The organism is Collinsella sp. LCP19S3_H3 (assembly GCF_052119145.1).
Taxonomy (GTDB): Bacteria; Actinomycetota; Coriobacteriia; order Coriobacteriales; family Coriobacteriaceae; genus Collinsella.
Window position 1 is genome coordinate 80,094 of sequence record NZ_JBQKFW010000008.1, and the last position, 26,159, is coordinate 106,252.

Genomic DNA, 26,159 nt, shown 5'->3' on the forward strand with positions numbered 1-26,159 from the left:
TCCTCATTCCCATCATCGGAGTCGTCTGCATTGGACTCTTTATCTATTACATCTACATTCTGATGAGGAGTGATTTGTAAACTATGGAGGCTGCGATTCAGTACATCTTGTACTTTGCCGTGCTCGTCATCCTGGCCGTTCCGCTCGGTCGGTTCATGGCCCATATCATGGATGGTGAGCATACGTTCCTGTCGCCTGTGATTGCTCCTGTGGAGCGTGGCGTCTATCGTCTGCTTCGCATCGACGCGGCAGAGCAGATGGGGTGTAGGCGCTATCTGGCGAGCGTGTTGGTCTTTTCGGGGATCGGCCTCGTGGCCCTTGTGGCACTCCAGGCGCTTCAGTCCTTCTTGCCAGGCAATCCCCAGCACCTGCCGGGTGTGTCATGGGACCTGTCGTTCAATACGGCTGCTTCCTTCGTAACCAACACCAACTGGCAGTCCTACTCCGGTGAGACCACCCAGTCCTACCTTGTGCAGTTCATGGGCCTCACTGTGCAGAACTTCGTTTCCGCTGGCACCGGTATCGCGGTCATGTTCGCGCTCATCCGCGGCTTCCGTCAGGTCAAGGAGCAGGGTCTGGGTTCCTTCTGGGTCGACCTCACCCGCACCGTCCTGTATGTGCTTATCCCGTTGAACCTCGTGTTTGGTATCTGCCTGGCTGCCGGTGGCGTCATTTCCAACTTCCAGCCGGCTCAGAAGGCTGAGCTCGTAGAGCCCGTCGCTGTCCAGCCTAATGCAGACGGCGGCTGGAGCGTTATCGACGGCGCCCAGATCGAGGGCGACACGGTCAAGGTCGACGGCAAGGTTGTCGAGGGCGCGCGTGTGGTCACCGAGCAGTTTTTGCCTCAGGGTCCTGCGGCCAGCCAGGTTGCCATCAAACAGTCCGGCACCAACGGCGGCGGCTTCTTTGGCGTGAACTCTTCGCATCCGTATGAGAACCCCAATGCCTTCACCAACATCATCGAGATGACCAGCTTGCTGCTGATTCCGGTCGCCTGCTGCTTCACCTTCGGCATCGGTGTCAAGAATGCCAGGCAGGGCAAGGCCATCTTCGCGGCGATGCTTATCCTGCTCGTGGTCTTTACCGGCATCATCGCCGTTAGCGAGCATATGGGTACGCCGCAGCTGGCAGATGGCGGCGCGGTCAACATCGAGATGACCGATGGCCAGGCGGGCGGCAACATGGAGGGCAAGGAGAGCCGTTTCGGTATCGCCACCTCCTCCACGTGGTCGGCTTACACCACCGCCGCTTCCAACGGCTCGGTTAACTCCATGCACGACTCCTACACCCCGCTCGGCGGGTTTGTCCAGATGCTCCAGATAGCGCTGGGCGAGGTGGTGTTCGGCGGCGTTGGCTGCGGCCTGTACGGCATGATCGGCTTCGCCATCCTCACGGTGTTTATCGCCGGCCTTATGGTCGGCCGCACGCCCGAGTTCCTGGGCAAGAAGATCGAGCCGACCGAGATGCGCTGGGCAGTTGTCCTGTGCCTGGCAACTCCGTTTGCCATTCTGGTGTGCTCGGCCATCGCCTGCATGGTGCCCGGTCTTGCCGACCAGCTCAACAACGGTGGCGCGCACGGCTTCTCCGAGGTGCTGTATGCCTTCACCTCATGCGGCGGCAACAACGGCTCGGCGTTTGCAGGCATGAACTGCAACATCCCGTGGATCAACGTGCTGTTGGGTATCGAGATGCTGTTCGCGCGGTTCCTGCCGATTGTGGGCACGCTCGCCATCGCGGGCTCGCTGGCCGGGAAGGGCAAGGTTGCCGAGAGCGCGGGCACGCTTTCCACCACCAATGCCATGTTCGTGTTCCTGCTGGTATTCGTCGTTCTGCTGATTGGCGCCCTGAGCTTCTTCCCGGCATTGGCGCTTGGTCCCGTTGCCGAATTCTTCCAGATGGTTGCGTAAAGGAGTCGCAGATTTATGGCTATGCAAAAAGACATGATGAGCCGCGCGGTGCGCGATTCATTTGCCAAGCTTGACCCCCGTGTCCAGGTCCAAAACCCGGTCATGTTCCTGGTGTGGCTGTCGGCCGCCATGACCTCCATTCTGGCCATCGCCTCTATTTTTGGGGTACAGGACGCCGACGTTCCCACGTACTATGTGATCGCCATTGCCGTCATTCTCTGGCTGACCGACCTCTTTTCAAATTTTGCCGAGGCACTTGCCGAGGGCCGCGGTAAGGCACAGGCAGACTCCCTGCGTGCGGCGAAAAAGGACGTCGAGGCCCATCGCATCGAGTCCGTCGAGGATAAGGATCGCTTCACGGTCGTTCCCGGTACCGAGCTCTCACGCGGGGATCTGGTGGTCGTGCGCGCCGGTGAGCAGATTCCGGGAGACGGCGATGTCATCGAGGGTGCCGCCTCGGTTGATGAGTCAGCCATCACCGGCGAGTCTGCACCCGTGGTTCGCGAGGCCGGCGGCGACCGTTCTGCCGTCACTGGCGGCACCACCGTGCTTTCCGATTGGATTGTGGTGAAAATCACCAGCGAGCCTGGCCAGAGCTTCCTGGATAAGATGATCGCCATGGTCGAGGGCGCCGCCCGCAAGAAGACCCCCAACGAGGTCGCGCTCGAGATCTTTCTGGTTGCTCTGTCCGTCATCTTCATCCTCGTGACGATCGCACTGTACTGCTATTCGAGTTTCTCTGCAGGGCTCAACGGTATGACGAACCCCACCGCCGTGACCACGCTCGTGGCGCTGCTCGTGTGCCTGGCTCCCACTACCATCGGTGCCCTTCTGTCCGCCATCGGCATCGCCGGCATGAGCCGACTGAACGAGGCCAACGTGCTGGCCATGTCCGGCCGCGCCATCGAGGCCGCCGGCGACGTCGACATCCTCATGCTCGACAAGACCGGCACCATTACCCTGGGTAACCGCCAAGCCGCCGAGTTCATCCCGGTCGACGGCGTCGATCCCGCGGAGCTGGCCGATGCCGCCCAGCTTTCCTCGCTGGCCGACGAGACCCCCGAGGGCCGTTCCATCGTCGTGCTCGCCAAGGAACAGTTCGGTCTGCGCGGTCGCACGCTCGAGGATAAGGGTATGGAGTTCATCCCGTTCACCGCGGCAACGCGTATGTCCGGCGTGAACTACGAGGGCAATGAGATCCGCAAGGGCGCTGCCGATTCCGTTCGCACCTATGTGGAGGCTGCCGGAGGAGTGTTCTCGAAGGGGTGCGACGAGGCCGTCGAACGCATTGCGAAGGCCGGCGGCACCCCGCTGGTCGTGACCAAGAACTGCCGCGTGCTGGGCGTTGTGTACCTTAAGGACATCATCAAGTCCGGCGTTAAGGAGAAGTTCGCCGACCTGCGCCGCATGGGTATCAAGACCATCATGGTGACGGGTGATAATCCGCTGACGGCTGCCGCCATCGCCGCCGAGGCCGGTGTGGATGACTTCCTGGCCGAAGCGACGCCCGAGGGCAAGCTCGAGAAGATCCGCGCGTTCCAGCGTGAGGGCCACCTGGTCGCCATGACCGGCGACGGCACCAACGACGCGCCGGCACTGGCGCAGGCGGATGTCGCCGTGGCCATGAACACGGGAACCCAGGCTGCCAAGGAGGCCGGCAACATGGTCGACCTCGACTCCAGCCCCACCAAGCTCATCGATATCGTGCGTATCGGCAAGCAACTGCTCATGACCCGCGGCTCGCTCACGACCTTTTCGGTCGCCAACGACGTGGCGAAATACTTCGCTATCATCCCGGCCCTGTTCTCGCCGATCTACCCCGGGTTGGACGCCCTCAACATCCTGGGGCTCACCAGCCCGTTGACTGCCGTGCTGTCCGCCATTATCTACAACGCGCTGGTCATCGTCGCGCTGATTCCTGCCGCCCTGAAAGGCGTGAAGTACCGCGAGTTTTCATCCGGCCAGCTGCTGACCCACAACCTGCTGGTATGGGGTCTGGGCGGTATCGTGGCGCCGTTCGTATTCATCAAGATTATCGACATGCTGCTGGCCTTGTTCGGCATTGGCATGATGTAGACGGAGGTTTGTATGTCCAAAGGTATTGCATCGCGCGCACTTGGCGTGTTTGCGCTGTTTACCATCGTCTGCGGCCTGGGATACACGCTCGTGGTGACCGGCGTCGCGCAGCTTGCGTTTCCGTACCAGGCAAACGGATCGCTCATTACGGTCGACGGCAAGGTTGTGGGTTCCGAGCTGATCGGCCAGAACTTCGAGGATGAGGACCACATGTGGGGCCGCATCCAGAACGTGTCAATTGTCGAAGGCGAAGACGGCGAGCTCATGGCGTATGGTGCCCCGTCCAACCTGTCCCCGGCGAGTGAGGAGTACCGGCAGCTTGTGGACGCGCGCGTCGAGAAGATTCGCGCCGCCAACCCCGATGCCGATATGGACGCTGTGCCCGTCGACCTGGTGACGTGTTCGGGGTCCGGCCTCGATCCGGAGATCTCTCCGGATGCCGCCGAGTACCAGGTCCCGCGCCTTGCCAAAGCCACGGGCAAAAGTGAGGACGAGGTGCGCGACATCATCGCCGCGTGCACCAAGGGCCGTTTCCTTGGCGTGTTCGGCGAGCCCACGGTCAACGTGCTCAAGGTGAACCTTATGCTGGACGGCGCGCTGTAGGTGAGGGAGTGGCGGATGAGTGCATGACTGACAATCTGAGCCCTCAATTCCACCCCGCCCATCAGTTGCGGTGAAATACGGACTGTTTTGGCTGTCAAAGGCCTCGGCTGCCCAGTATTCCACCGCAACTTTTTTGTGAGGGTCGGGATTGAAGGTGAGGAGTGCGAGCGAGTGCGAATGCGGCGGTCGCTGATACGATAGGTACATCAGCAACTGCCGCCGAGCGGCTCAAACGAAAGGAACCCTGTATGGAGTCCTGTGCCTACCCGATGCTCTTTAGCCCGATCAAGGTCGGTACGACCGAGGTCAAGAACCGCGTCTTTATGCCGCCGGTGTCCACCAACCTGGCCGATCACGGCTATGTGACCGACGACTTGGTCGATCATTATCGTGCCCGTGCCAAGGGCGGCGTGGGCCTCATCATCACCGAGGTCGTGACGGTTGAGCCCACCTATACCTATCTGCCGGGTGACATGTGCTGCTACGACGACACGTTTATCCCCGGCTGGGAAAAGCTCGCCGCGGCCGTCCACGAGTATGGCTGCAAGATCATGCCGCAGCTCTTCCACCCCGCCTACATGGCCTTTAACATTCCGGGTACGCCGCGCCTGATCGCTCCGTCCTTTGTGGGCCCGTCCTATGCCCGCGAGGCACCGCGCCCTATCACGGTCGATGAGATTCACGAGCTCACGCATCAGTTTGGCGACGCTGCCGTGCGTATGCAGAAGGCCGGTGTCGATGGCGTCGAGGTCCATGCGGCACACGCCCACGGCATGCTCGGCGGCTTTTTGACTCCGCTCTACAACAAGCGTACCGACGAGTACGGCGGCTCGCTCGACGCTCGCATGCGCTTCTTGCTCGAGGTCATCGCCGAGATTCGCGAGCGCTGCGGCAAGGACTTTATCATCGACGTCCGCATCTCGGGCGATGAGTACACCGATGGCGGCCTGACCCTCAACGACATGATCTACGTCTCGCGTCGCCTGGAAAAGGCCGGCGTCGACATGATTCACGTGTCGGGCGGCACCACCATCAAGCGTGGCTCCGCGATTCCCGCCGCCGGTACCCAGCAGGCCTCGCACGCCGCCTGCTCGCGCGAGATCAAAAAGCACGTCAACATTCCCGTCGCCACCGTCGGACGCATTAACGAGGCCTGGATCGCCGAGGAGCTGATCGAGGACGGCGCGGCCGACATCTGTATGATGGGCCGCGCCAATCTGTGCGATGCCGAGTTCTGCAACAAGGCAGCCGCTGGCAACGCCGACGAGATCCGTCCCTGCATCGGTTGCCTGCGTTGCCTGAACGGCATTATGTTTGGCAAGCGCATCTCCTGCACCGTCAACCCGGACGTGGAGCGCGACGAGGCTGGCTACGAGCCTGCCGCCGAGGCCAAGAACGTACTGGTTGTGGGCGCCGGTCCCGCGGGTATGGAGGCAGCCTACATTGCCGCCAAACGCGGTCATAACGTGGTGCTCGTGGATAAGCAGGACGAGCCGGGCGGAGAGATGCGCATCGCAGCCGTTCCGCCGGCAAAGCAGGAACTCACCCGCGTGATCAAGTATCAGTACCGTCGCCTGGCCGAGGCCGGCGTAAAGTGCGTCTTTGGCACCGAGCTTACTGCCGAGGACATTCAGCGTGACTACGCCGACTACGAGGTCGTCCTGGCCTATGGCGCCGAGCCTATCGCCCCGGCCTTCATGCAGGGCTTTAAGCAGGTTATGACGGCTGACGACCTGTTGGGCGGCAAGGCTTTCCCGGGCAAGAAGATCGTCATCGTGGGTGGCGGCACCGTTGGCTGCGAGACGGCCGATTACCTGGCCCCGTTGGTCAACGACCTGTCGCCGGCCAACCGCGACGTCACCGTCATCGAGATGACCAAGACGCTCGCCGCCAACGAGGGTGGTGCCGGTCGCGCGGTGCTCATCACGCGCATGCTCTCAAAGGGCGTTCACGTGCTGACCGAGGCCAAGGTGACCGAGATTACCGAGGACACTATCAGCTACGAGAAGGATGGCGAGATCCACACCATCGCCGGTGCCGATACGCTGGTGCTTGCTATGGGCTATCGTCCCAATACCAAGCTGGCCGACGACCTGGCTGCAGCCGGCGTTACCACTCACGTGCTGGGCGATGCCAACAAGTGCGGCAACATTCGCGACGCCATCGGCGATGGCTACAAGGTCGCCTGCGAGCTCTAGTCAACCCCTTGTTGCATGGGGACAGGTTGCTTTGCACCAACTTGGTGCATGTGAACCTGACCCCATTGCACCATTTGATACAACGCAAGCGGCGACCGTCCCGTGTTTGGGCGGCCGCCGCTTGCGTTTTATCAAAGAAAGATCATTGCCGAGCCTTAAATGCCTTTTGTCTGTGTGCCTTCCACAATCATGTTGCGGTTGTAGGCCAGGTGCAGATACATCGCATCGTGAGCGGCAGTGGGGTTGTGCGCCTCGATGGCGTCGGCCGCACCGTGGTGCGTGTGGATGGTCTTCTCGACGAGTTTTTTTGCCCGTTACGTCGATAAAAAGGGGAACGGACGCCTTGAACACACCCATCAGACGGGTAACGACGAGGTTGCCGCCATCCCAGGGCGGCTTCATGGAGTAGCGCCCGTACGCATCGAATTTATCCTCTCATAGATGCGCGGCACCAAGAGCCCCGAGTTCATACGAGCTCGGGGCTCTTTTCGTTTGGATTGCAGACGTATTGACAGACGAAAACAGTCTGCGTCCGGTATTGAGCCATACGAAAGCAAAATTATGCGTCTTAATTCCGTACGCAAATCAAGACGAAAACCGTTTGCGTCTCGGATAAATCAGTACGCAAACGGTTTTTCGTCTTATATCTTGAAGGCCTACAGGCGAAACGATTCGGCAACGGTGGAGGTCGACCGGTTTGAGTATGGCAGGCTGACGCTCGAAGGCAGCAACGTAACGTTCGACGCGCTCACGTCGGCTCGCCAGGACTTGAGTTTTCACACGCTCGAGCATAAGTGTGTTGAACATCTCGGCATTTCTGAGCTAACGCCGGATATTATGCGCACGCTTCGCTTGCTCGGCAAAGATGGCTATACCAACGCTGCGGCGATTTTGGCGGATAAGAATGATTTTCCGGGCATCGACTGCGTCCGTTTTGGTGATACCGAGGATGTGATCTTGGATCGCGAGGCGGCGACAAATATATCCGCAATTGAGCAGGTGGACAGGGCGGTGGCTATGTTTGCACGCTACTACCGTTATGAGCGTATCGAAGGGATGGAGCGCGTCCAAACCGATCGAATTCCTCTCGAGGCGTTTCGCGAAGCTGTCGCAAACGCTTTGGTGCATCGGACGTGGGACGTTCGAGCTATAGCAACCCGCATAGCGCGCCTTGATCATCAACCGTCCGTATTTCGCAGCAACTTATAACAGGCTCGGGGTGCCAATTTGGGGTGCAGTAGTGCTGCGCCACGAAAAGGGCCTATCTACTACGTTTAAGCCTCAGGGGTCAACCATAGTCGGCTTTTTCGAAAATCGACAAGCTGCCTACCTGCGGTTTTGTTTTCACGGTTTTTGGTATGGCCGAGGCTATCCGTGTTAACGTAGTAGATGGGCCACTTTTGTGGCAAGGGGCCGATCTGCGGGCTAGGGTAGCTAAAAGAGCCCCGTCCCAAAAAGACTGATTGGGAGCTGGGGCGTGTCGATGCGATAGTATTGCATGGTGGTATTCGACTAACCGAGGGTTTATCCGAGGGCTTTATGGAACAGCACCAGCATAATCAAAGCTTGCAAGATCAGGCATACAATGCACTGCGCTCCAAGATCATCTATGCCGAGCTCAAGCCCGGCACGCGCCTTTCGGCGATTGGTCTGGAAAAGGAGACGGGAATCGGGCGTACGCCCATTCGCGAGTCCTTTGTGCGCCTGCGTGAGCAGGAGCTGGTGGAAACGCGTCCCAAAAGCGGCACCTACGTCTCTAAGATCAGCATGGAGCGCGCCGAGAACGCCTGTTTCTTGCGCGAGAAACTCGAGCGAAGCGTACTCATTAAATGCTGCTCGGTCGCCACGCCCGAGCAAAAGCATCGGCTCGATCAGATTCTTGCCGAGTCCGAGTCGCTCGACCATGGCGAAACGCGTCGTTTCTTTGACCTGGACAACCTGTTCCATGAGACGTGTTTTGAGATTGCCGGCCGTCACATGTTGTGGGATTGGATGAAGAGCGTCAATACGCATTTTGAGCGATACAACTGGTTGCGTATGGTGTCGCAGGATCTAGATTGGGAGCCGATTCGTCGGCAGCATCGCCGGATTCTCGAGGCCATTAAGAGGGGCGATACCGACGCGGCGAGCTACCTGGCAGAGACACACCTGCACCTGATGCCCGAAGAGCAAGGTCCGGTTATCGCCTTACATCCCGATTATTTTGAGCTGTCCAAAGACTCGGCTATCTAGCCCATTATCGCATCTGCTCGAGACGCAAAAACGATGCTGTTCACCTACAGCGTTTTGCAACCGAGATTTTTAAAAAAATGCCTAAAATGGCTCAGACTGCCGACAATGGGGAAACGGGGTGCGCTATGGCGCAGATGAGAATCAAGGACATTGCCGTCGAGGCGGGTGTGAGCCCGGCCACGGTCTCGCGCTATCTCAATAACCGCCCCGGGCAAATGACCGAGGAAACCCGTGCTCGTATTGCGGAGGTTATCGAGCGTACCGGCTATCGCCCACGTGCCGCCGCGCGCAATCTGCGCAGCTCGCGTACCAACCTCATCGGCGTGATCTTGGCCGACATCGCCAACCCGTTCTCCAGCGCCATGCTCGAGGGCCTTTCCGCCAGCGCCGCCGCGCGCGGCTGCTCGCTCATGACAGCCATTAGCGGCAACGATCCCGCCAAGGAGGCCGAGTCGCTCACCAGGCTTATCGACGCTGGCGTGGACGGCCTGGTCGTCAATACCTGCGGTGGTAACGACGAGGCGATCGTCGCGGCAGCGGGACGCCTGCCCGTTGTGCTGCTCGACCGCGACGTTGCCGACGGCGGTGTCGATCTGGTGACATCTAACAACCGTGAGCTGGTCGCCGGCTTGGTAGACGCCTTGACCGCCGCTGGCAGCGAGTGCCTGTGCCTGCTCACCGAAGCAAGCGACGACAGCCCCGTCCGTCGCGAGCGCGCCGAGGCCTTTACCGACGAGCTTTCGCGCCGCAGCCTTGCCGGCGAGGTTATCACCTTGGCCGATGGCGGCGCCACGGGCGTCGGCCGCCTGGACAAGACCATCCGCGGCTATGCAGGAAAAGAGCTCGGCCTCATTGCCGTCAACGGCCTGGTTTTCCTGCGCCTGACCGAGGCGCTGGCGCAGCTTGGTCCCTCGCTGCCGGCGGGGCTCAAGATCGCGACGTTTGACGACTGTCCCTGGAACCATGTGCTCTTTGGTGGAGTCACCACGGCCGCGCAGGACACCCTCACCATCGCCGAGCGCGTGGTCGATCGCCTCTCCGAGCGTATCGACGTTGTTACCACCACCGTGGGCGATGCCGCAAAGCTCGCCCCTAAGCGCATCGAGGTTCCCGGCCACATCGAACACCGCGCTTCGACCTCGCGCTAGCCGCTCGTTCGTAACTGCCTGTTCGCGCACGTTTTTTGGGCGCTTGATACGCTTTAACCCTGAGGAAACATTTTTCTGCGATAGTATCTGCGATATAGACCAGTCGAAACCCGCCCGAAAGAAAGGGGAGCGACATGAACCAGCAGAACATCGATTACGTACTCCGTTCCGTAGAGCAGCGTGACATCCGCTTTGTGCGTCTGTGGTTTGTCGACATTCTCGGCCGCCTCAAGAACTTTGCCATTAGCCCCGAAGACCTCGAGGTCGCTTTTGAGGAGGGTATTGGCTTTGACGGCTCCGCCATCGAGGGCTTTGCCACGCCCGAGGAAGCCGACATGCTCGCGTTCCCTGACGCCTCGACCTTCCAGATCCTGCCGTGGCGCCCGAGCCATAACGGCGTCGCCCGCGTGTTCTGCGATGTGTGCACTCCCGATCGCAAGCCGTTTGCCGGCGACCCGCGCGACGCCCTGCGCCGCATGTTCTATAAGGCCGAGAAGGCCGGCTACCTGCTCAACGTGGGTGCCGCGCTGGAGTATTACTACTTCCCCGACGAGCACACCCCCGAGCCGCTCGACAACGTGGGCTACTTCGACCTTTCGGTGAGCGATGCCGCTCGCGACCTGCGTCGCAATACGGTGCTCACGCTCGAGAAGATGTCCGTGCCCGTGGAGTACACCTTCCACGCCGCCGGCCGCTCGCAGCACGGCATTAGCTTGCGTCACGCCGAGGCCCTGAGCATGTCCGACGCCATCACCACGGCCAAACTCATCATTAAGCAGCAGGCCTACGAGAGCGGTTGCCACGCCTCCTTTATGCCCAAGCCGCTGGCGGGCGAGGACGGCAGCGCCATGTTTTTGCATCAGTCGCTGTTCGACCACGACGGCAACAACGTCTTTTGGGGCGAGGACGACGAGAAGTACCACCTCTCCGATATCGCCAAGCACTATATGGCCGGCATTCTGGCACACGCGCGCGAGATCAGCGCCATCACCAACCCCACGGTCAACTCGTACAAGCGCATCACCACGGGCGGCGACTCCGTGCCACAGTACGCTACGTGGGGCCTGCGCAACCGCGCGAGCATGGTCCGCATCCCGGTCTACAAGCCCGGCAAGCAGCTGTCCACGCGCATCGAGCTTCGCAGCCCCGATCCCATGGCCAATCCGTACCTGGTCAACGCCGTCACGCTGGCGGCTGGTCTGGACGGCATCGAGCGCAAGCTGGAACTCCCGCCCGAGGCAACGGCCGAGACGCTCAAGCTTACCGACCGTCAGATGGTCGAGGCCGGCTATACGCCGCTGCCGCGCTCGCTCAAAGAGGCGCTCGACGTGTTTGAGGACTCGCAGTTTATGAAGGATGCCCTCGGCGAGCACATCCACAGCTTCTTCCTCAAAAAGAAGCGCGACGAGTGGCATAAGTTTGAGTCCACGATTACCGAGTGGGAGATCAAGCATTATCTGGCGAACTCCTAATCGCGCTGGTTCGTTCCAGTACGATTGAGCTCATTTCCTTGGAGGTCGATATGTCCGAAAAGAGTGCCCTGTTCATGGCGCGCACGACGCGCTTCCACGAGTTTGCCCGCAGCTTGACGACCACCCTGGGTGTCGAGGTGAGCCTGGCAACCCCCGATTCGCCGACTGCGGCGCATGACTTTGACCTGCTGATCCTCGATTCCGATGGCATCCGCAGCGACCGCATCGATCAGATTGCCAAATGGCTCGACGACCGCGGCGGCGTTCCCATGCTGGTGATCGTCGACGACGAGGCGCTCGGCACCCTGCGCCTGCCCAATCACGCGCATGCCGACTTTGTATGCCCCACGGCGACGCCCAACGAGCTTAAGGCTCGTGCGCAGCGCCTGATGGGCGAGGAGGAGACCATCACCGCCGACGATGTGCTCAACATCGATAACCTCGAGATTAACCTGGCTACCTACCAGGTGACACTCGACGACGAGCCCATCGACCTGACGCTGATGGAGTACTCGCTGCTGAGCTTTTTGGCGACGCACCCCAACCGCGCCTACAGCCGCGAGGTGCTGCTGCACCGCGTGTGGGGTTTTGAGTACTGCGGCGGCACGCGCACCGTCGACGTGCACATTCGACGCATCCGCTCTAAGGTGGGCCCGCAGATCGCGGCGCACATTACCACCGTCCGCGGCGTGGGCTATCTGTTTAAGGACTAGCTTTTCACCGCAAAGGGGGCAGGTGCCTTCGTGGTGGTTTTGCCGCATGCGTGGATCCCTTTCGAGTTTGCAGCAGAACTTAAGCATTCCTTAAAGATTGCGTTCTCATACACGTTCGCCCGCATATTGGGGTACAACTCAACGTGAACAATGATGGCCCGCCACATGTTTGGCGGGCCTTTGGTTATTAGACGAAAGGATCGCAGCTATGAGCGAGAACGATTCCCAGCGTCCCCAGGATGCGGGCAACGCCGGCGAGACCCAGCAGCAGCCGCGCGTGCAGGTGGAGTCGACGCCTGCCGACGGCAACATTCCCTACGTACAGGCCTACGACACACAGACCGGCCAGCCGCTGGGCGGTCAGCAGGTTGTAAACAAGCACACGGTGGTCAAGACCAAGACCAAAAAGCTGCCGATCTTTATTACGGCGCTCGCCGGCTGCGCCTGCGGCGCCCTGCTGGTCATCGCGCTCATTATGAGTGGCACGCTCAACATTGGCGGCGGAAAGAATGTCGTGACGGCGGGTGCTTCGGGTTCATCGACGCAAAAGATTACGATCGACTCCGAGGACACCACGCTTGCCGAGGCCGTTTCTGCCAAGGCCCTGCCCTCCGTCGTTTCCATCACCGCCACTTCGAGCGGCAGCCAGAATGGCTCGCTTTCGCAGTCTGCCGACGAGTCGGATGGTTCGGGCAGCGTCGGTTCGGGCGTGGTGCTCGATACCGAGGGCCACATCCTCACCAACAACCATGTGGTCGATGGCTATGACCAGTACGTGGTTACCATGGACGACGGTACCACCTACGAGGCCGAGTTCGTGGGCAACGACGCCTCGAGCGACCTGGCCGTCATCAAGCTCAAGGATGCTGATGCCTCCAAGCTCACGCCGATCGAGATTGGTGATTCCTCCAAGCTCAACGTGGGCGAGTGGGTCATGGCGATCGGCTCGCCGTTCGGCAACGAGCAATCTGTCTCCACGGGCATTGTGTCGGCGCTCTATCGCTCCACGGCCATGAGTTCTACCAGCGGCAACACCATCTACGCCAACATGATCCAGACCGATGCCGCCATCAACCCGGGCAACTCCGGCGGCGCGCTCGTTAACGACAATGGCGAACTCGTGGGTATTAACTCTCTTATCGAGAGCTACTCGGGCTCCAGCTCGGGCGTGGGCTTTGCCATTCCGGTCAACTATGCCAAGAACATCGCCGACCAGATCATCGACGGCAAGACGCCGGTTCACCCGTACCTGGGCGCCACGCTTTCGAGCGTCAACGCGCTCAACGCCCGCACTAACAATCTCGGCACCGATAGCGGCGCGTATGTGGCAAGTGTCGTCGAGGACGGTCCTGCCGCCAAGGCTGGCATCCAAGAGGGCGATGTCATCACCAAGCTGGGTGACGATGAGATTACGAGCGCCGATGGCCTGATTATCGCGCTGCGCAGCCACGAGGTGGGCGAGAAGGTCGAGATCACGCTCGTGCGCGGCAAGGAAGAGAAGAAGGTCACGGTCGAGCTGGGTTCTGATGAGGAGCTGCAGAACCAGCAGCAGAACGACAGCGCGACCGACACCGGCAACGGCGGCATTACCGACGAGCAACTGCGCCAGTACCTGGAAGAACTGCTGGGCCAACAGGGTCAGGGGCAAGGCTACGGTCAGGGTTTCTAACGAGCTGTATCGCACATATCGAAGCCAGAGGGGCTGTTCCGCCAGCGCGGGACAGCCCCTCTTCTCTTATTGATCCGTTGGGGACGGAGGAAAACGGATCATTTAGAAATGGCAAGGGCATGGTTCGGAACGGCTTGGACAGTTAGTTCAGATTTGTATAAAACGGGTGCGGTCTGAGGCGTGTTTTGAGCGGTTTTGAAATGAAAGATGGGCCGAGATGGGTGTCTCGAAGACGGAAGCAAACCTAATTTGCCGTCCAGAACGATTGATTGGGGCGAAAAGCCGATATTTCAGCTCGATTCGGCGCGCGTAATTATACAAATCTGAACTAACTGTCCAACCCCGGTCTGGCGGCTGCCGATTCGGTGCGGTTTGAGACTGCTATTCGGCCCCATCGCGACCGGTGGTACTCTTGTATCCGTTTGAAATCGAGCGAAGGAGTGCCGCTATGGAGCAATCGAGCCTGTTTGGTGACGGCGTGGACATCGATACCGAAACGCCAGCGAGCACGGATACCGCCGCGCCGGCCGATACCCGTGCCCAGGCGGCAGCGCGCGCGGCTGAGTTGCGCCACGAGCTCGATTACCACGCCTACCGCTACTACATGCTCGATGCGCCCGAGATCACGGACGCTGCCTTTGACAAAATGCTCGTTGAGCTGCAGGAAATCGAGGCTACCTACCCCGACCTGGTGACGCCCGACAGCTATACCCAGCGCGTGGGCGGCTACGTGAGCGAGCAGTTTACGCCGGTCAAGCACATGGCGCGCATGTATTCCATGGACGATGCCATGGATCTGGACGAGCTCGACGCTTGGCTCCAGCGCACCGAGGATGCGCTCGGCGCCGGTAGCGTCACCTATACCTGTGAGCTCAAGATCGACGGTCTGGGCGTCGCGCTTACCTACCAAAACGGCACCTTTGTGCGCGCCGCCACGCGCGGCGACGGCACCACGGGCGAGGACGTGTCGCTCAATGTCCGTACCATCAAGGATGTGCCCATGCACCTGTCCGAGCCGGCGCTCGCTCACATGGGCGCCGACCGCGAGCGCACCATCGAGGTACGCGGCGAGGTCTATATGCCCAAGGGCAGCTTTGTTCGCCTGAATGAAGAGGCCGATGCCGAGGGCCGCGACCCCTTCGCCAACCCGCGCAACGCCGCTGCCGGATCCTTGCGTCAGAAGGATCCCAAGGTCACGGCGCGCCGCGACCTGGCCACCTTTATCTATGCCATCGCCGATACCGATCCGCTGCACGTCCACAGCCAGCGCGAGTTTCTAGACTGGTTGCGTAGCGCCGGCTTTAGCGTCAACCCTAACGTGGCTCGTTGTGCCACGCCGGCCGAGGTCCACGAGTTCTGTGCCCAGACGCTCGAGCACCGCGGCGACCTGGATTACGACATCGACGGCGTGGTCGTAAAGGTTGACAGCTTCCAGCAGCAGCTCGACCTGGGCTTTACCGCTCGCGCACCACGCTGGGCCATTGCCTTTAAGTTTCCGCCCGAGGAAAAGCAGACCATCCTGCGCGAAATTCGCATCCAGGTGGGCCGCACCGGTGTGCTCACGCCGGTCGCCGAGTTCGACCCGGTGACGGTTGCCGGCTCCACCATCGCGCGCGCCACGCTGCACAATATCGACGAGATCCGTCGCAAAAACGTGCGCGAGGGCGACACCATCATCGTGCACAAGGCGGGCGACGTTATCCCCGAGGTCGTGGGCCCGGTGCTTGACAAGCGCCCGGCCGATTCGGTTGACTGGCACATGCCCGAGGTCTGCCCCGTGTGCGGTAGCCCCGTGGTCCACGAGGATGGCGAGGTGGCTTACCGCTGCGTGTCCATCGACTGTCCCGCACAGCTCAAGGAGCGCCTGCTCCACTGGGTGAGCCGCGGCTGCATGGACGTCGATGGCCTAGGCGACGAGATCGTCGACAAGATGATCGCCGCCGGGCTGATTCACGACGTCGCAGACTTCTACCAGCTCACGGTCGATGACATCGCAGGCCTGGACACGGGGCGCACCTATGCCAGCTCCAACAGCAAAAAGGGCGTTAAGAAGGGCGACCCCATTCCGGTAGGCCTCAAGACGGCCGAGAAAATCATCGCCGAGCTCAACAAGTCCAAGAGTCAGCCGCTCGGTCGCGTGCTGTTTGCCCTGGGCATCCGTCACGTGGGCAAGAGCGTGGGCGAGGTCATCGCCGAGCGATTCCTGTCGATTGACAAGCTTATCTTGGCGAGCGAAGAGGATATTGCCGAGTGCGAGGGCATCGGCCCCAAGATTGCGGCGAGCGTCAAGCAGTTCCTGGCCGTGCCCGAGAACCTTGCCGTCCTGGAACGTCTGCGCCAGGCGGGCCTGTCGCTCGAGGTCGATTTGGGCGCCGCGCACGCGCAAGCCGCAGCCGACGCTGGCGTGGCAGGCGAGCTCGCCGACGCACAGCCGCTCGCGGGTCTGACCTTCGTGCTCACCGGCACGCTCGTCAACCGCACGCGCGACGAGGCGGGCGCGGCGCTCAAGGTGCTCGGCGCCAAGGTTTCGGGCAGCGTATCAAAGAAGACGAGCTATCTGGTTGCCGGTCCCAAAGCGGGTTCCAAGCTTACCAAGGCCGAGCAGCTGGGCGTACCCGTGCTGGACGAGGACGCACTCGAGCATATCTTGGCTACCGGTGAGGTGCCCCAGGCTTAAGGCATCAATAGTCAAATTGAAGAACCGCCTGAAAGCGCGATGCCTTCCGGGCGGTTCTTACTTTGTTGGGGAAACCGGCATCGTGATCTGCGTCACGTAGGTCGCGGGGTCGTCGCTGATGATGTCGTCAATGAGGGCGATTTCGCGTTGCCCCGCTACGCTGCTAACTTGTCAAAAGCCCCGCGCCGGTTGAGCACGGTAAACGCGACAACACAGATGACTGCCGACAGAATCGACCCGCACGGCGAGGCGATGCCCATGGGAAACAGCGTGTCGGAATAGGCGTTCGACAGCAGCCACGCGCCCGGCACGCGAATGAGTGCCACGGCCAGCACGTTGTGCGCAAAGCCGATGTAGCTCTTGCCATATGCAGCGAAAAAGCCGCTAAAACAAATGTGGATGCCGGCAAAAATCGCGTCGAAAATATAGCTGCGCATATAGCCGGTGCCGGCAGCGACTACTGCAGCGTCCTTGGCAAAAAAGCCAATAAACGCCGGCGCCACCAGCCACATCAGCACCGTGATCAGGCAGCCGTACACCACCGAGATGGTCATGGCGTCTTTGAGCACCTGACGCGCGCGGTCGCCCTTGCCCGCGCCGGCGTTTTGCGCCGTGAGTGCACTGACGGTGGCACCCATGGAGCTCGGAACAATGAACAAAAAGCTGATCATCTTTTCGACCAGGCCCACGGCGGCGGCGTCGATGAGCCCTCGGTGGTTGGCGATGACGGTGATAAACATAAACGCCACCTGGATGCAGCCGTCCTGCACGGCCACGGGCACGCCGATCTTAAGGATGCTGCCGAGCACCTCGGGCTGGGGACGCAGGTCGCTACGCTTAACGTGGATGTTCGTACGGCGGCTCTTAAGCCACACGAGCGCGAGGGCAACGCTTGCCGTCTGGGCGGTTACCGTGCCGAGTGCCGCACCCACGGGGCCGAGCCCCAAGTGGCCGATAAACAGAAAATCGAGCGCGATGTTGATGATGCACGCCACGCCGATCACGTACATGGGCGAGCGCGAATCGCCCAGCCCGCGAAAGATGGCCGAGAGGATGTTGTATGCGGCGATAAACGGAATGCCGACAAAGCAGATGCGCAGGTAGGCGGCGGTTCCTTCGACTGCCTCGGCTGGCGTCCCAATAAGTGCCACGATCTGCGGGCACAGTGCGAGCAGGATGGCTGCCAGCACGACCGAGACACCCATAAACAGCGTGATAGTGTTGCCGATGACGGTTTCGGCGCGATCGAAGCGGCGCGAGCCCACGGCGTGGCCGACGATAACCGTCGTTCCCATGGCCAGACCCACGAGCGTCACGGTAATGATATAGAGCGTCTGCGCGCCATTGCCCACGGCGGTGATGCCGGCGGCACCGCTAAACTGCCCCATCATGTACAGGTCGGCCATGCCGTAGAGCATCTGCAAAAAGTACGAGAGCATATAAGGCAGGGCAAAGACCGCGATGGTCTTAAGGACATTGCCGCGTGTGAGGTCGTGTTCCATAGGTGGGGCTTTCTGGCTGGGTCTGTTTCCGTACCAGTGTAGTGAAAACCCTACAACGATTGTAGAGTCAAGGTTTGTGTGTTGAGGATGGGCTTGGAAAGCCGGTCTTGTTCGAAGCGACCTGTCCTGTCGTACGGGTGTCGGCATGATTCTCTCGTGGGGTATTATGTTTTCCGAAGAATAAAACGCCGCGTGAGGGGAGGGCTGCGTGGACGGGCACGTGCAGCATGACGGTTTTGGCCGCGATATCAACTACCTGCGCATCGCCGTTACCGACAAGTGCAATTTCCGCTGCATCTATTGCATGCCGGCCGATGGCGTGGCGCCCCGTGCACACGACGAGTTACTCAGCGCCGAGGAAATTGCCCGCTTTGTGCGCTTGGTGGCGGGGGAGGGCATTCGCCGCGTGCGCCTGACGGGCGGCGAGCCGCTGGTCAGCCGCCGTATTATTCCGCTTATTCGCGACATCCGCGCGATCCCTCAGATCGAGGACATCTCGCTCACCACCAACGGCGCCCTGCTGCCCAAGCTGGCGCCGCAGCTCAAAGATGCCGGGCTTAACCGCGTCAACATCTCGCTCGACACGCTCGACCCTACGCTCTTTGGAAAGATCACGCGCCTGGGTCGGCTCGAGCAGACCATGGCCGGCATCGACGCGGCGCTGGCTTGGGGCTTTGAGCCCGTTAAGGTCAACTGCGTTGTTGTGCGCCGGCTCAACCAGGATGTGGCGGCCCTCGCGCGGCTCACGCTCGACCGTCCCATCCACCTGCGCTTTATCGAATATATGCCCATCGGCGACGAGCACACGAGCTCGCATTGCGCTGTGGACCCGCATGCGCCCGCGCTCAATCCCGAGCTGTGGGACGCGAGCGATACCGTGCCGAGTGACGAGCTGCGGGCGCGCATCAATGCCGGGGCCACCGCGACGGGACTGGGCGAGCTCGAGCCGCTCGACATCAACGACGCTCCTGCCGGCGCGGGCCCTGCGCGCTATTGGCGCTTTCCGGGCGCGGCGGGAACGGTTGGCTTCATTAGCGCCATGTCCAACCATTTTTGTGAGAATTGCAACCGTCTGCGCCTGACGGCCGATGGCAACGTGCGTCCGTGCCTGTTTAGCGATGCCGAGTATTCGGTGCGCGACGCCCTGCGCCGTGGTGATGATATGCAGGTACTTTCGATTTGGCGCGATGCCGTGGTCCACAAACCGCAGGAACACGCGATAATTGAGGGCACGCAACGATTTATGTCCCAAATCGGAGGATGATCATATGGCCAAGAGCAGGTACGCCGACGCCACCAAGGCCGCTCGCAGGGCCGCGATGTCTGCCCACAAAGTCACTGCCGCGGCGAATGCTGGCAACGCCGACGCGTCCGCGCAGCCGACTTCCAGCGCGGCCACCGAACCCGCCCGTGACGCACGTCGCAACGAGCTGACGCACGTGGACGCCAAGGGCGAGGTGCGCATGGTCGATGTGTCCGACAAGGCCGAGACCCATCGCATCGCCATCGCCGAGGGCACCATCCTCATGCATCCCGAGACACAGGCCATGGTGCTGCAGGACCGCGCCAAAAAGGGCGACGTGCTTGCCTGCGCGCGCGTGGCGGGCATCATGGCCATCAAACGCACGAGCGACATCATTCCCATGTGCCATCCGTTGCTCATTACCAAGAGCAAATGCGACATTGCGCCCATCGCTCCGGCGGGGACGCCGGCCGAGGACGTGCCCGAGGGCTGGGCACCGGCGCGCGCGGACGGGCAGGTTGGCTTTCACGTACTGGTTACGGCCGGCGTGACGGGCAAGACGGGTATCGAGATGGAGGCCCTGACCGGCGCGAGTGCCGCGTGCCTAACGATCTATGACATGTGCAAGGCGGTTGATCGCGGCATGGAGATCGTCGACGTGCGCCTGTTGCACAAGGAGGGCGGCCGCTCGGGCGTGTGGGACCGCGCAGAGCGTCAGGCTGCTGCTGTTGAGGCCGTGGCCACTGACGGTGCCGCACCCGCGAGCGCACCCGTCGCCGTCGCGCCCGTAGCTCCGACACCGGCCGTCCCCGCGATCGCGTTTATCGGCTACCAAAACTCGGGCAAGACCACGCTCGTCGAGAAGGTTATCGCCGAGCTCACCCGCCGCGGCCTGTGCGTGGGATCGCTCAAGCATCACGGGCACCACGGCTTTGATATCGACGTGCCCGCTAAGGATACCTGGCGCCATCACCAGGCCGGATCCAAGCACGTGGGCCTCATCTGCGCCACGCGCTGGGCGGAGTACGCCGACACGCGCGAGGGGGACGAGATGCCCGCGCGCGAGCTGCTGTCGCGTTACAACGATGTCGACGTGGTGATCATCGAGGGCTACAAGACCGAGGGCTTCGACAACATCGTGGTCGCGCGCTCCGGTGTCGACCGTCTGCGTGGCAAGAGCTCGCTCGACCTGGTCGACGGTCGCACGCTGGCCCTTGCCTGCAACGAAGCCCTGGCACGTCAGGCCTTCGACGCAGGCTTTGCGACCCGAGCCATCAACATCAACGACGCCCGCGCCATCTGCGACCTTATCCAAGACCATCTGGCCTAAAACCTGCCAAAAAGGGACAGGTTCATTTTGGCAGGTTTTATCTGGGCAAACGTCATTTCCACCACAGAGGGTCCAGGCATCTTTGTGGTGGTTTTTGCTTTGGTAGATTTTTGTGACATGCCTTACAATCTACCAAGTAGTTCATGACGGGCGAAAAACGGAGAGAAGGGTCCTGATGCGTCCTTAATGTTTCATGCGGATAGATTGATTTGACAGACGGCGACGAATGTCCACCGCCCGTATTCGTATGAAACGAGGAGTCTCCGTGCTCGTATCTCTTCTCTCAAAACCTCACCCTTCGTTGTCCGCGCAGGCTAAGCACCTGGTGGCAATGCGCTTCCTCATAAATACCGGCTTTCAGACCAGCTACTTTATCGGTGTTATCGGAACACTCACCTATGCGGACGGCGCTTCGGTCGTTGCGACATCGCTGGCCGTCCTGTTTATGAACGTCTTCGTGATGCTGGGATCCTTTGCGGGTGGAGCGGCGCTTGACGCTTGGGGTCCGTGCCGGCATTTCCGGGCGAGTATCTTCGGCACGTTGGCAACCGGCGCGGCGATTATCGCCTTTGGCAGCGCGACCGGAACAGTCCTTGCCGGCGCGGTGCTCCTGGGCTTTGTGATAGGATTCGCCCAACCCGTCGCCACGTCCTATCCGGCGTATCTCACCGACGACCCCGTCGAGCTCAAAGACATCAACTCCGCCATCGCTATGCTCTCCAACGTGAGCATTATCGTCGGCCCCACACTGGGCGGCTTTGTCGCGGCGGCTGCATCGTCACACGCGGTGTTTTTGCTCATGATGATCTTTACCGTACTGGCGCTCGTCGCCGGTTGGGGCTTTAGGCCGCAAGCAGGTCGCGTCGCCGCGCGCGAAAGTGCTCCCGCGGATAGCAGCACAACGGCAAGTACTGCCAATCAAAGCTCCGACTCCAATAAATCCACCCGCGCCACCTTCGTGACCAGCATCAAGACAGTCTTTACCAACAGCGTCCTCGCCCTGCTGTTCTGCATTATTTTCCTTTCGAACTTTGGCTATGGCGCCTTCGATCCGCTGGAGTCGTTCTTCTACCGCGATGTCCTGCACGTCGGTGTCGAGTGGATGGGCTGGCTCTCGTCTGCCTGCGGCGTGGGCGCGGTGCTGGGCGCCGTGGTCGCGCTCCGCTTGCCGCCGCACCTGGTCAACCTTAAGACGCTGCTTGTGGCGCTTCTGTCCGTGGGCCTGGGAAGCCTGCTCTACGTGGGAACGCCGTACGTGGGCGTAGCCCTTGTCGGCCAGATTGCCCTGGGCGTGGCCTGGGGCATCGTCAACCCGCTCCACAACACGATCGTGCAAACGACGGCCCCGCTCGAACAGCTCGGTCGCGTCAACTCGGTCATGGGCTTTGGCAACATGTTCGCCGGCGTGGCGCCGCTGGCGATTGCCCCGTGGCTGGCGGCGACGTTTGGCGTGCAGCAGACGCTCATCGGGGCGGGTATGGTCGTGACGGCGGTTCCCGCGGCACTGCTGCTGTTTGGACGCCGGCATTTGGATCGTGCCGCAAAGCAGTAAAAACCATCACAACATTCGATGAAAATCGCGATTTTGCCGAAAAAATATCGAATGTTGTGACGGTTTGCGCCCCGGGTCATGCCATCCTGCGGGTCCGGCCACCACAAAGGGGCCAGGCACCTTTGTGGCGGTTTTCGCTATGGACGGTGCGGTTTCGCTGCAGAACCGCCGGCCCGCCGCCTGCCAACCGCCGCCCTCGTTACGTTTTCGCTGCATTTGGGTAAAGCGCCTGCTCCAAGCCGGCGTTGCCTTGTATACTAGAGCGGTTTAACTGTTATGCGGAAGGGAGCGCCTATGGCACTCAGCGAGAAAGACGTGCGCGGTATCGCCGAGTACGCAAAGATCGCACTGACCGATGACGAGCTCGCCCAGATGACGTCCTACATGAACGATGCCGTCCAGATGCTCGAGCCCGTCTTGCAATATGACTTGCCCGACGTGGAGCCCACGTTCCATCCCATCGGAAGCCTGTCCAACGTGATGGGCGATGACCTGCGCGAGCCCGAGCGCGACCTGCCGCTCGACGTCGTGCTCGAAAACGCCGGCAGCGCGCGCGACCGCTACTTCCGCGTGCCGTCCATTTTGGGAGAGGGGGAGAGCGAGTAATGGCGCAGAGCTTCGATTCCCTTACCGCTGTCCAGATTGCCACGGGCGTTGCCGCTGGCGACTTTACCGCTACCGAGGTGGCCCAGGCCTCCCTTGCCGCCATCGAGGCGCGCGAGGGCGGGGTCCAGGCATTCCTGCAGGTGGCGCCCGAGCTTGCGCTCGAGGCCGCCGCGCGCGTGGATGCCGATCGTGCCGCGGGCAAGCCGCTGCCCCCGCTCGCGGGCGTGCCGCTGGCCATCAAGGACAACATGAACCTTGTGGGCACGCGCACCACCTGCGCTTCCCGCATGCTCGAGAACTACCAGAGCGTCTATACCGCCACCTGCGTCCAGCGCATGCTCGATGCCGGCTGCCTGCCCATGGGCAAGGCCAACATGGACGAGTTTGCCTTTGGCAGCTCCACCGAGAGCTCGGCGTTCCACCGCACCAACAACCCCTGGGATACCGAGCGCGTGCCCGGCGGCTCCTCGGGCGGCTCCGCTGCCGCCGTCGCCGCGGGCGAGGTCGCGCTCTCGCTGGGCTCGGACACCGGCGGCTCCATTCGCCAGCCGGCGTCGCTGTGCGGCGTGGTGGGCTTTAAGCCCACATATGGCGCCGTGAGCCGTTACGGCGTGGTCGCCTTTGGCTCGTCGCTCGACCAGGTGGGCCCCTTCGGCCGCACGGTCGAGGATGTCGCGCTGGCCATGAACGCGCTTACCGGCGCGGGCCACGATCCCTACGACTGCACCAGCCAGGATTGCGCCGTCGATTTTACCGAGCATCTCAACGACAGCATCGAGGGTAAGCGCGTGGGTATCATCCCCGCGTTTATGGAGGCCGAGGGCCTGACGTGCGAGGTCAAGGCCGCTGTTCAGCGCGCCGCCCAGGAGCTGCAGAACCAGGGCGCCGAGCTGGTCGAGGTCGACCTGCCGCACCTGGATGCCGCCATCGCCGCCTACTACGTCATCGGCCCGGCCGAGGCGTTCTCCAACCTGGCCCGCTTCGATGGTATTCGCTACGGCTATCAGGAGGAGGGCTGCGCCAACCTGTCCGACCAGAGCTCGCTGTCGCGCGCCCACGGCTTTGGCGCCGAGGCCAAGCGCCGTCAGATGCTCGGCGCCTACCTGCTGAGCTCGGGCGTGTACGACAAGTATTACTACGCTGCGCAAAAGGCCCGCACGCTCATCACGCAGGATTACGACACCGCGTATGCCAAGGTGGACACCATCCTCATGCCCGCCTCGCCGCGCACGGCCTTTAAGTTTGGCGAGATCAGCGACCCCACGCAGATGTACCTCTCCGACCTGTACACCATCTCGCTCAACATTTGCGGCAACGGTGGTATCTCGGTGCCGCTGGGCTTGGGCGAGGATACTCAGCTGCCCGTTTCTGCCCAGCTGGTGGGTCCGGCGTTTAAGGACCGTCAGCTGCTCACGTTTGCCCGCGCCCTGGAGCGCGGCTTTGCCGATGCCGCCACGGGTGCGCCCGCGCTTTCCGTCGCACCCGATTTTGCCGGGAAGGGAGGCGAGCTGTAATGAAGGAGCTTTCCGAGGTCCTGCAGGATTGGGAGGCCGTGATCGGCCTGGAGATTCATACCGAGCTCACCGCACTCGATACCAAGATGTTCTGCAACTGCAAGCTCAGCCACGATGACGAGCCCAACGCCAACGTGTGTCCGGTGTGCTTGGGCCTGCCCGGCGCCCTGCCGGTGCCCAACAAGCGCGCCATCGAGAGCATCGTTAAGGCCGGCCTCGCCACCAACTGCGAGATCCAGCGCCACTCGATGTTCTACCGCAAGCACTACTTCTATCCCGATATGGCCAAGAACTTCCAGACAACGCAGGGTCCGGTCGCCTTTGCCATGTACGGTCACCTGGACCTGGACGTGACTGGTCGCGGCGCTGCAGAGCTCCCCGATTGCGCGTTTGGCGAGGCCGAGGCCCAGAGCCTGGCGAGCGCCTCGGCCAACGCCGAGGGCCTGTCCACGTCCATGACGTCGACCATGCGCGAGGGCAATCAGCGCGCCGGCCATCTGGCCAGCTATGACGCGTCCAACCTGCAGATGCCCGAGCGTCGCGAGGACGGTTCCTACACGGTGCCCATCCGCATTCTGCGCATCCACATGGAGGAGGACGCTGCCAAGATGGTGCACGTGGGCGGTGCCGAGGGCCGCATTACCGCCGCTGCCGAGTCGCTCGTCGACTACAACCGCTGCGGCACGCCTTTGATTGAGCTCGTCACCGAGCCCGACTTGCGTACGCCTGAGGAGGCTCGCCTGTTTATGGAAAAGCTCCGTCGCATCTTTGTGACGCTGGGCATTTCGGACTGCTCCATGGAGAAGGGTTCTATGCGCTGCGACGGCAACGTGTCGCTGCGCCGTCGCGGCGAGACCAAGCTGGGTACCAAAACCGAGCTTAAGAACCTCAACTCGTTTAAGAGCCTGCACGACGGCCTTGCCTACGAGATTTGCCGCCAGGCCGAGGTGCTCGAGGAGGGCGGCATTATCTATCAGGAGACCCGCCACTGGGAGCCCAGCCGCAAGCGCACCGTGGTCATGCGTGTGAAGGAGACGGCCGACGACTATCGTCTGTTCCCCGACCCCGACTTGGCGCCGTTCGATCTGGACGACGAGTTCATCGATCGCTGCCGAGGTGAGATTCCCGAGCTGCCCGATGCCAAGCGCGCCCGTTTTGAGGCCGATTTTGGCATTAAGGCGGCCGATGCCGAGCAAATCGCCGGCGACCCGGAGTTTGCCGAGTTCTTTGAGGCCGCCGCTGCCGGTATGGCTGGCAAGGAGGCCCAGACGGTTGCAAACTTGCTGGTGAACGAGATAATCGCCTACCTTAAGGGCGCGGGCGTGTCGCTCGCCGAGTCCGGCATCGCGCCGGCTCAGGTGGCAGCGCTTGCCAAGCTGCTGGCGACCGATGCCATCAGCTCCAACCAGGCTCACGAAGTCTTTGAGGCCATGGCCCAGACCGGCGACGACCCCAACAAGATCGTCGACGAGCGCGGTATGCGTCAGGTGAGCGATGCCGGCGCGCTGCAGCCGATTGTGGACGAGGTGCTGGCAAACTGTGCCGAGCAGGCACAGCAGTATCGTGACGGCAACCAGAAGGTCATCGGCTTTTTGGTGGGCCAGTGCATGAAGGCGAGTCGCGGCAAGGGTAACCCGAAGCTCTTCAACGAGTTGCTGAGAACGTCGCTCTCGTAAGCGGGAACCGAGGGGCCGGGCGCAGGGCCTTGCCTCTCAAT

18 protein-coding genes are annotated in these 26,159 nt (G+C 61.6%); 17 read left to right on the forward strand and 1 reads right to left on the reverse strand.

All coding sequences use genetic code 11. From position 1 onward, the window contains the following. Positions 1-83: 83 nt before the first annotated feature. From kdpA to ligA, 11 genes are all read left to right on the forward strand, one after another. The gene (gene kdpA / locus ACTQZF_RS05805) at positions 84-1,907 is read left to right on the forward strand and encodes a potassium-transporting ATPase subunit KdpA (protein ID WP_441554777.1); all 1,824 of its coding nucleotides are present in this window, start codon (positions 84-86) and stop codon (positions 1,905-1,907) included. 15 nt (positions 1,908-1,922) lie between these two features. Then, complete coding sequence (gene kdpB, locus ACTQZF_RS05810) at positions 1,923-3,983, forward strand: potassium-transporting ATPase subunit KdpB (RefSeq protein ID WP_441554778.1); 2,061 nt, start codon at positions 1,923-1,925, stop codon at positions 3,981-3,983. Positions 3,984-3,995: 12 nt separating this feature from the next. Further along, positions 3,996-4,586, forward strand: a complete 591-nt coding sequence (gene kdpC / locus ACTQZF_RS05815) for a potassium-transporting ATPase subunit KdpC (RefSeq protein ID WP_441554779.1) — start codon at positions 3,996-3,998, stop codon at positions 4,584-4,586. A 248-nt stretch (positions 4,587-4,834) separates the two neighbouring features. Next, the gene (locus ACTQZF_RS05820) at positions 4,835-6,784 is read left to right on the forward strand and encodes an NAD(P)/FAD-dependent oxidoreductase (protein ID WP_441554780.1); all 1,950 of its coding nucleotides are present in this window, start codon (positions 4,835-4,837) and stop codon (positions 6,782-6,784) included. A gap of 561 nt (positions 6,785-7,345) precedes the next feature. Further along, positions 7,346-7,993 carry a hypothetical protein gene (locus ACTQZF_RS05825; protein WP_441554781.1) on the forward strand — a complete coding sequence of 216 codons (648 nt, stop codon included), beginning with the start codon at positions 7,346-7,348 and terminating at the stop codon, positions 7,991-7,993. A 357-nt stretch (positions 7,994-8,350) separates the two neighbouring features. Then, positions 8,351-9,016: a GntR family transcriptional regulator gene (locus tag ACTQZF_RS05830; RefSeq protein WP_427795994.1), complete on the forward strand. Its 666-nt coding sequence runs from the start codon at positions 8,351-8,353 to the stop codon at positions 9,014-9,016. A 125-nt stretch (positions 9,017-9,141) separates the two neighbouring features. Then, positions 9,142-10,164, forward strand: coding sequence for a LacI family DNA-binding transcriptional regulator (locus ACTQZF_RS05835; RefSeq protein ID WP_441554782.1), 1,023 nt, complete (start codon positions 9,142-9,144; stop codon positions 10,162-10,164). Between the two features lie 134 nt (positions 10,165-10,298). Further along, entirely contained in the window at positions 10,299-11,636 is a 1,338-nt protein-coding gene (locus tag ACTQZF_RS05840; protein ID WP_427795045.1) for a glutamine synthetase family protein, read from the forward strand. A 50-nt stretch (positions 11,637-11,686) separates the two neighbouring features. After that, positions 11,687-12,349 (forward strand): response regulator transcription factor, encoded by a 663-nt coding sequence (locus ACTQZF_RS05845; protein ID WP_427728642.1) that lies wholly within the window; start codon positions 11,687-11,689, stop codon positions 12,347-12,349. A 208-nt stretch (positions 12,350-12,557) separates the two neighbouring features. Then, the gene (locus tag ACTQZF_RS05850) at positions 12,558-14,018 is read left to right on the forward strand and encodes a S1C family serine protease (RefSeq protein WP_427794169.1); all 1,461 of its coding nucleotides are present in this window, start codon (positions 12,558-12,560) and stop codon (positions 14,016-14,018) included. Positions 14,019-14,466: 448 nt separating this feature from the next. Continuing rightward, positions 14,467-16,695 (forward strand): NAD-dependent DNA ligase LigA, encoded by a 2,229-nt coding sequence (gene ligA / locus ACTQZF_RS05855; RefSeq protein ID WP_441554783.1) that lies wholly within the window; start codon positions 14,467-14,469, stop codon positions 16,693-16,695. A 155-nt stretch (positions 16,696-16,850) separates the two neighbouring features. Here ligA and ACTQZF_RS05860 read toward each other — a convergent pair whose 3' ends face one another. Then, positions 16,851-18,197: an MATE family efflux transporter gene (locus ACTQZF_RS05860; protein ID WP_441554784.1), complete on the reverse strand. Its 1,347-nt coding sequence runs from the start codon at positions 18,195-18,197 to the stop codon at positions 16,851-16,853. 208 nt (positions 18,198-18,405) lie between these two features. Between ACTQZF_RS05860 and moaA the strand changes: the two genes are divergently transcribed. The 6 genes from moaA (at position 18,406) to gatB (ending at position 26,118) form a co-directional block, all read left to right on the forward strand. Further along, positions 18,406-19,461, forward strand: a complete 1,056-nt coding sequence (moaA, locus tag ACTQZF_RS05865; RefSeq protein WP_441554785.1) for a GTP 3',8-cyclase MoaA — start codon at positions 18,406-18,408, stop codon at positions 19,459-19,461. Between the two features lie 4 nt (positions 19,462-19,465). Further along, positions 19,466-20,770 (forward strand): molybdopterin-guanine dinucleotide biosynthesis protein B, encoded by a 1,305-nt coding sequence (gene mobB, locus ACTQZF_RS05870; protein ID WP_441554786.1) that lies wholly within the window; start codon positions 19,466-19,468, stop codon positions 20,768-20,770. A gap of 265 nt (positions 20,771-21,035) precedes the next feature. Then, a complete protein-coding gene (locus tag ACTQZF_RS05875) occupies positions 21,036-22,322 on the forward strand; it encodes an MFS transporter (protein WP_441554787.1) in 1,287 nt (428 codons plus the stop codon). A gap of 294 nt (positions 22,323-22,616) precedes the next feature. Continuing rightward, positions 22,617-22,928: an Asp-tRNA(Asn)/Glu-tRNA(Gln) amidotransferase subunit GatC gene (gene gatC / locus ACTQZF_RS05880; RefSeq protein WP_441554788.1), complete on the forward strand. Its 312-nt coding sequence runs from the start codon at positions 22,617-22,619 to the stop codon at positions 22,926-22,928. After that, the gene (gene gatA, locus ACTQZF_RS05885) at positions 22,928-24,442 is read left to right on the forward strand and encodes an Asp-tRNA(Asn)/Glu-tRNA(Gln) amidotransferase subunit GatA (RefSeq protein ID WP_441554789.1); all 1,515 of its coding nucleotides are present in this window, start codon (positions 22,928-22,930) and stop codon (positions 24,440-24,442) included. Before gatC ends, gatA begins: the two co-directional genes overlap by 1 nt. Beyond that, on the forward strand, positions 24,442-26,118 hold the full coding sequence (gene gatB, locus ACTQZF_RS05890; protein WP_441554790.1) for an Asp-tRNA(Asn)/Glu-tRNA(Gln) amidotransferase subunit GatB: 1,677 nt from the start codon (positions 24,442-24,444) through the stop codon (positions 26,116-26,118). The genes gatA and gatB overlap by 1 nt, the downstream gene beginning before the upstream one ends. The last annotated feature ends 41 nt before the right edge of the window (positions 26,119-26,159 follow it).

Coding starts and splice junctions, on each gene's coding strand:
- kdpA (WP_441554777.1), top strand. CDS start 84: ATGGAGGCTGCGATTCAGTACATCTTGTACTTTGCCGTGCTCGTCATC.
- kdpB (WP_441554778.1), top strand. CDS start 1,923: ATGGCTATGCAAAAAGACATGATGAGCCGCGCGGTGCGCGATTCATTT.
- kdpC (WP_441554779.1), top strand. CDS start 3,996: ATGTCCAAAGGTATTGCATCGCGCGCACTTGGCGTGTTTGCGCTGTTT.
- ACTQZF_RS05820 (WP_441554780.1), top strand. CDS start 4,835: ATGGAGTCCTGTGCCTACCCGATGCTCTTTAGCCCGATCAAGGTCGGT.
- ACTQZF_RS05825 (WP_441554781.1), top strand. CDS start 7,346: ATGCGTCTTAATTCCGTACGCAAATCAAGACGAAAACCGTTTGCGTCT.
- ACTQZF_RS05835 (WP_441554782.1), top strand. CDS start 9,142: ATGGCGCAGATGAGAATCAAGGACATTGCCGTCGAGGCGGGTGTGAGC.
- ACTQZF_RS05840 (WP_427795045.1), top strand. CDS start 10,299: ATGAACCAGCAGAACATCGATTACGTACTCCGTTCCGTAGAGCAGCGT.
- ACTQZF_RS05845 (WP_427728642.1), top strand. CDS start 11,687: ATGTCCGAAAAGAGTGCCCTGTTCATGGCGCGCACGACGCGCTTCCAC.
- ACTQZF_RS05850 (WP_427794169.1), top strand. CDS start 12,558: ATGAGCGAGAACGATTCCCAGCGTCCCCAGGATGCGGGCAACGCCGGC.
- ligA (WP_441554783.1), top strand. CDS start 14,467: ATGGAGCAATCGAGCCTGTTTGGTGACGGCGTGGACATCGATACCGAA.
- ACTQZF_RS05860 (WP_441554784.1), bottom strand. CDS start 18,197: ATGGAACACGACCTCACACGCGGCAATGTCCTTAAGACCATCGCGGTC.
- mobB (WP_441554786.1), top strand. CDS start 19,466: ATGGCCAAGAGCAGGTACGCCGACGCCACCAAGGCCGCTCGCAGGGCC.
- gatC (WP_441554788.1), top strand. CDS start 22,617: ATGGCACTCAGCGAGAAAGACGTGCGCGGTATCGCCGAGTACGCAAAG.
- gatA (WP_441554789.1), top strand. CDS start 22,928: ATGGCGCAGAGCTTCGATTCCCTTACCGCTGTCCAGATTGCCACGGGC.
- gatB (WP_441554790.1), top strand. CDS start 24,442: ATGAAGGAGCTTTCCGAGGTCCTGCAGGATTGGGAGGCCGTGATCGGC.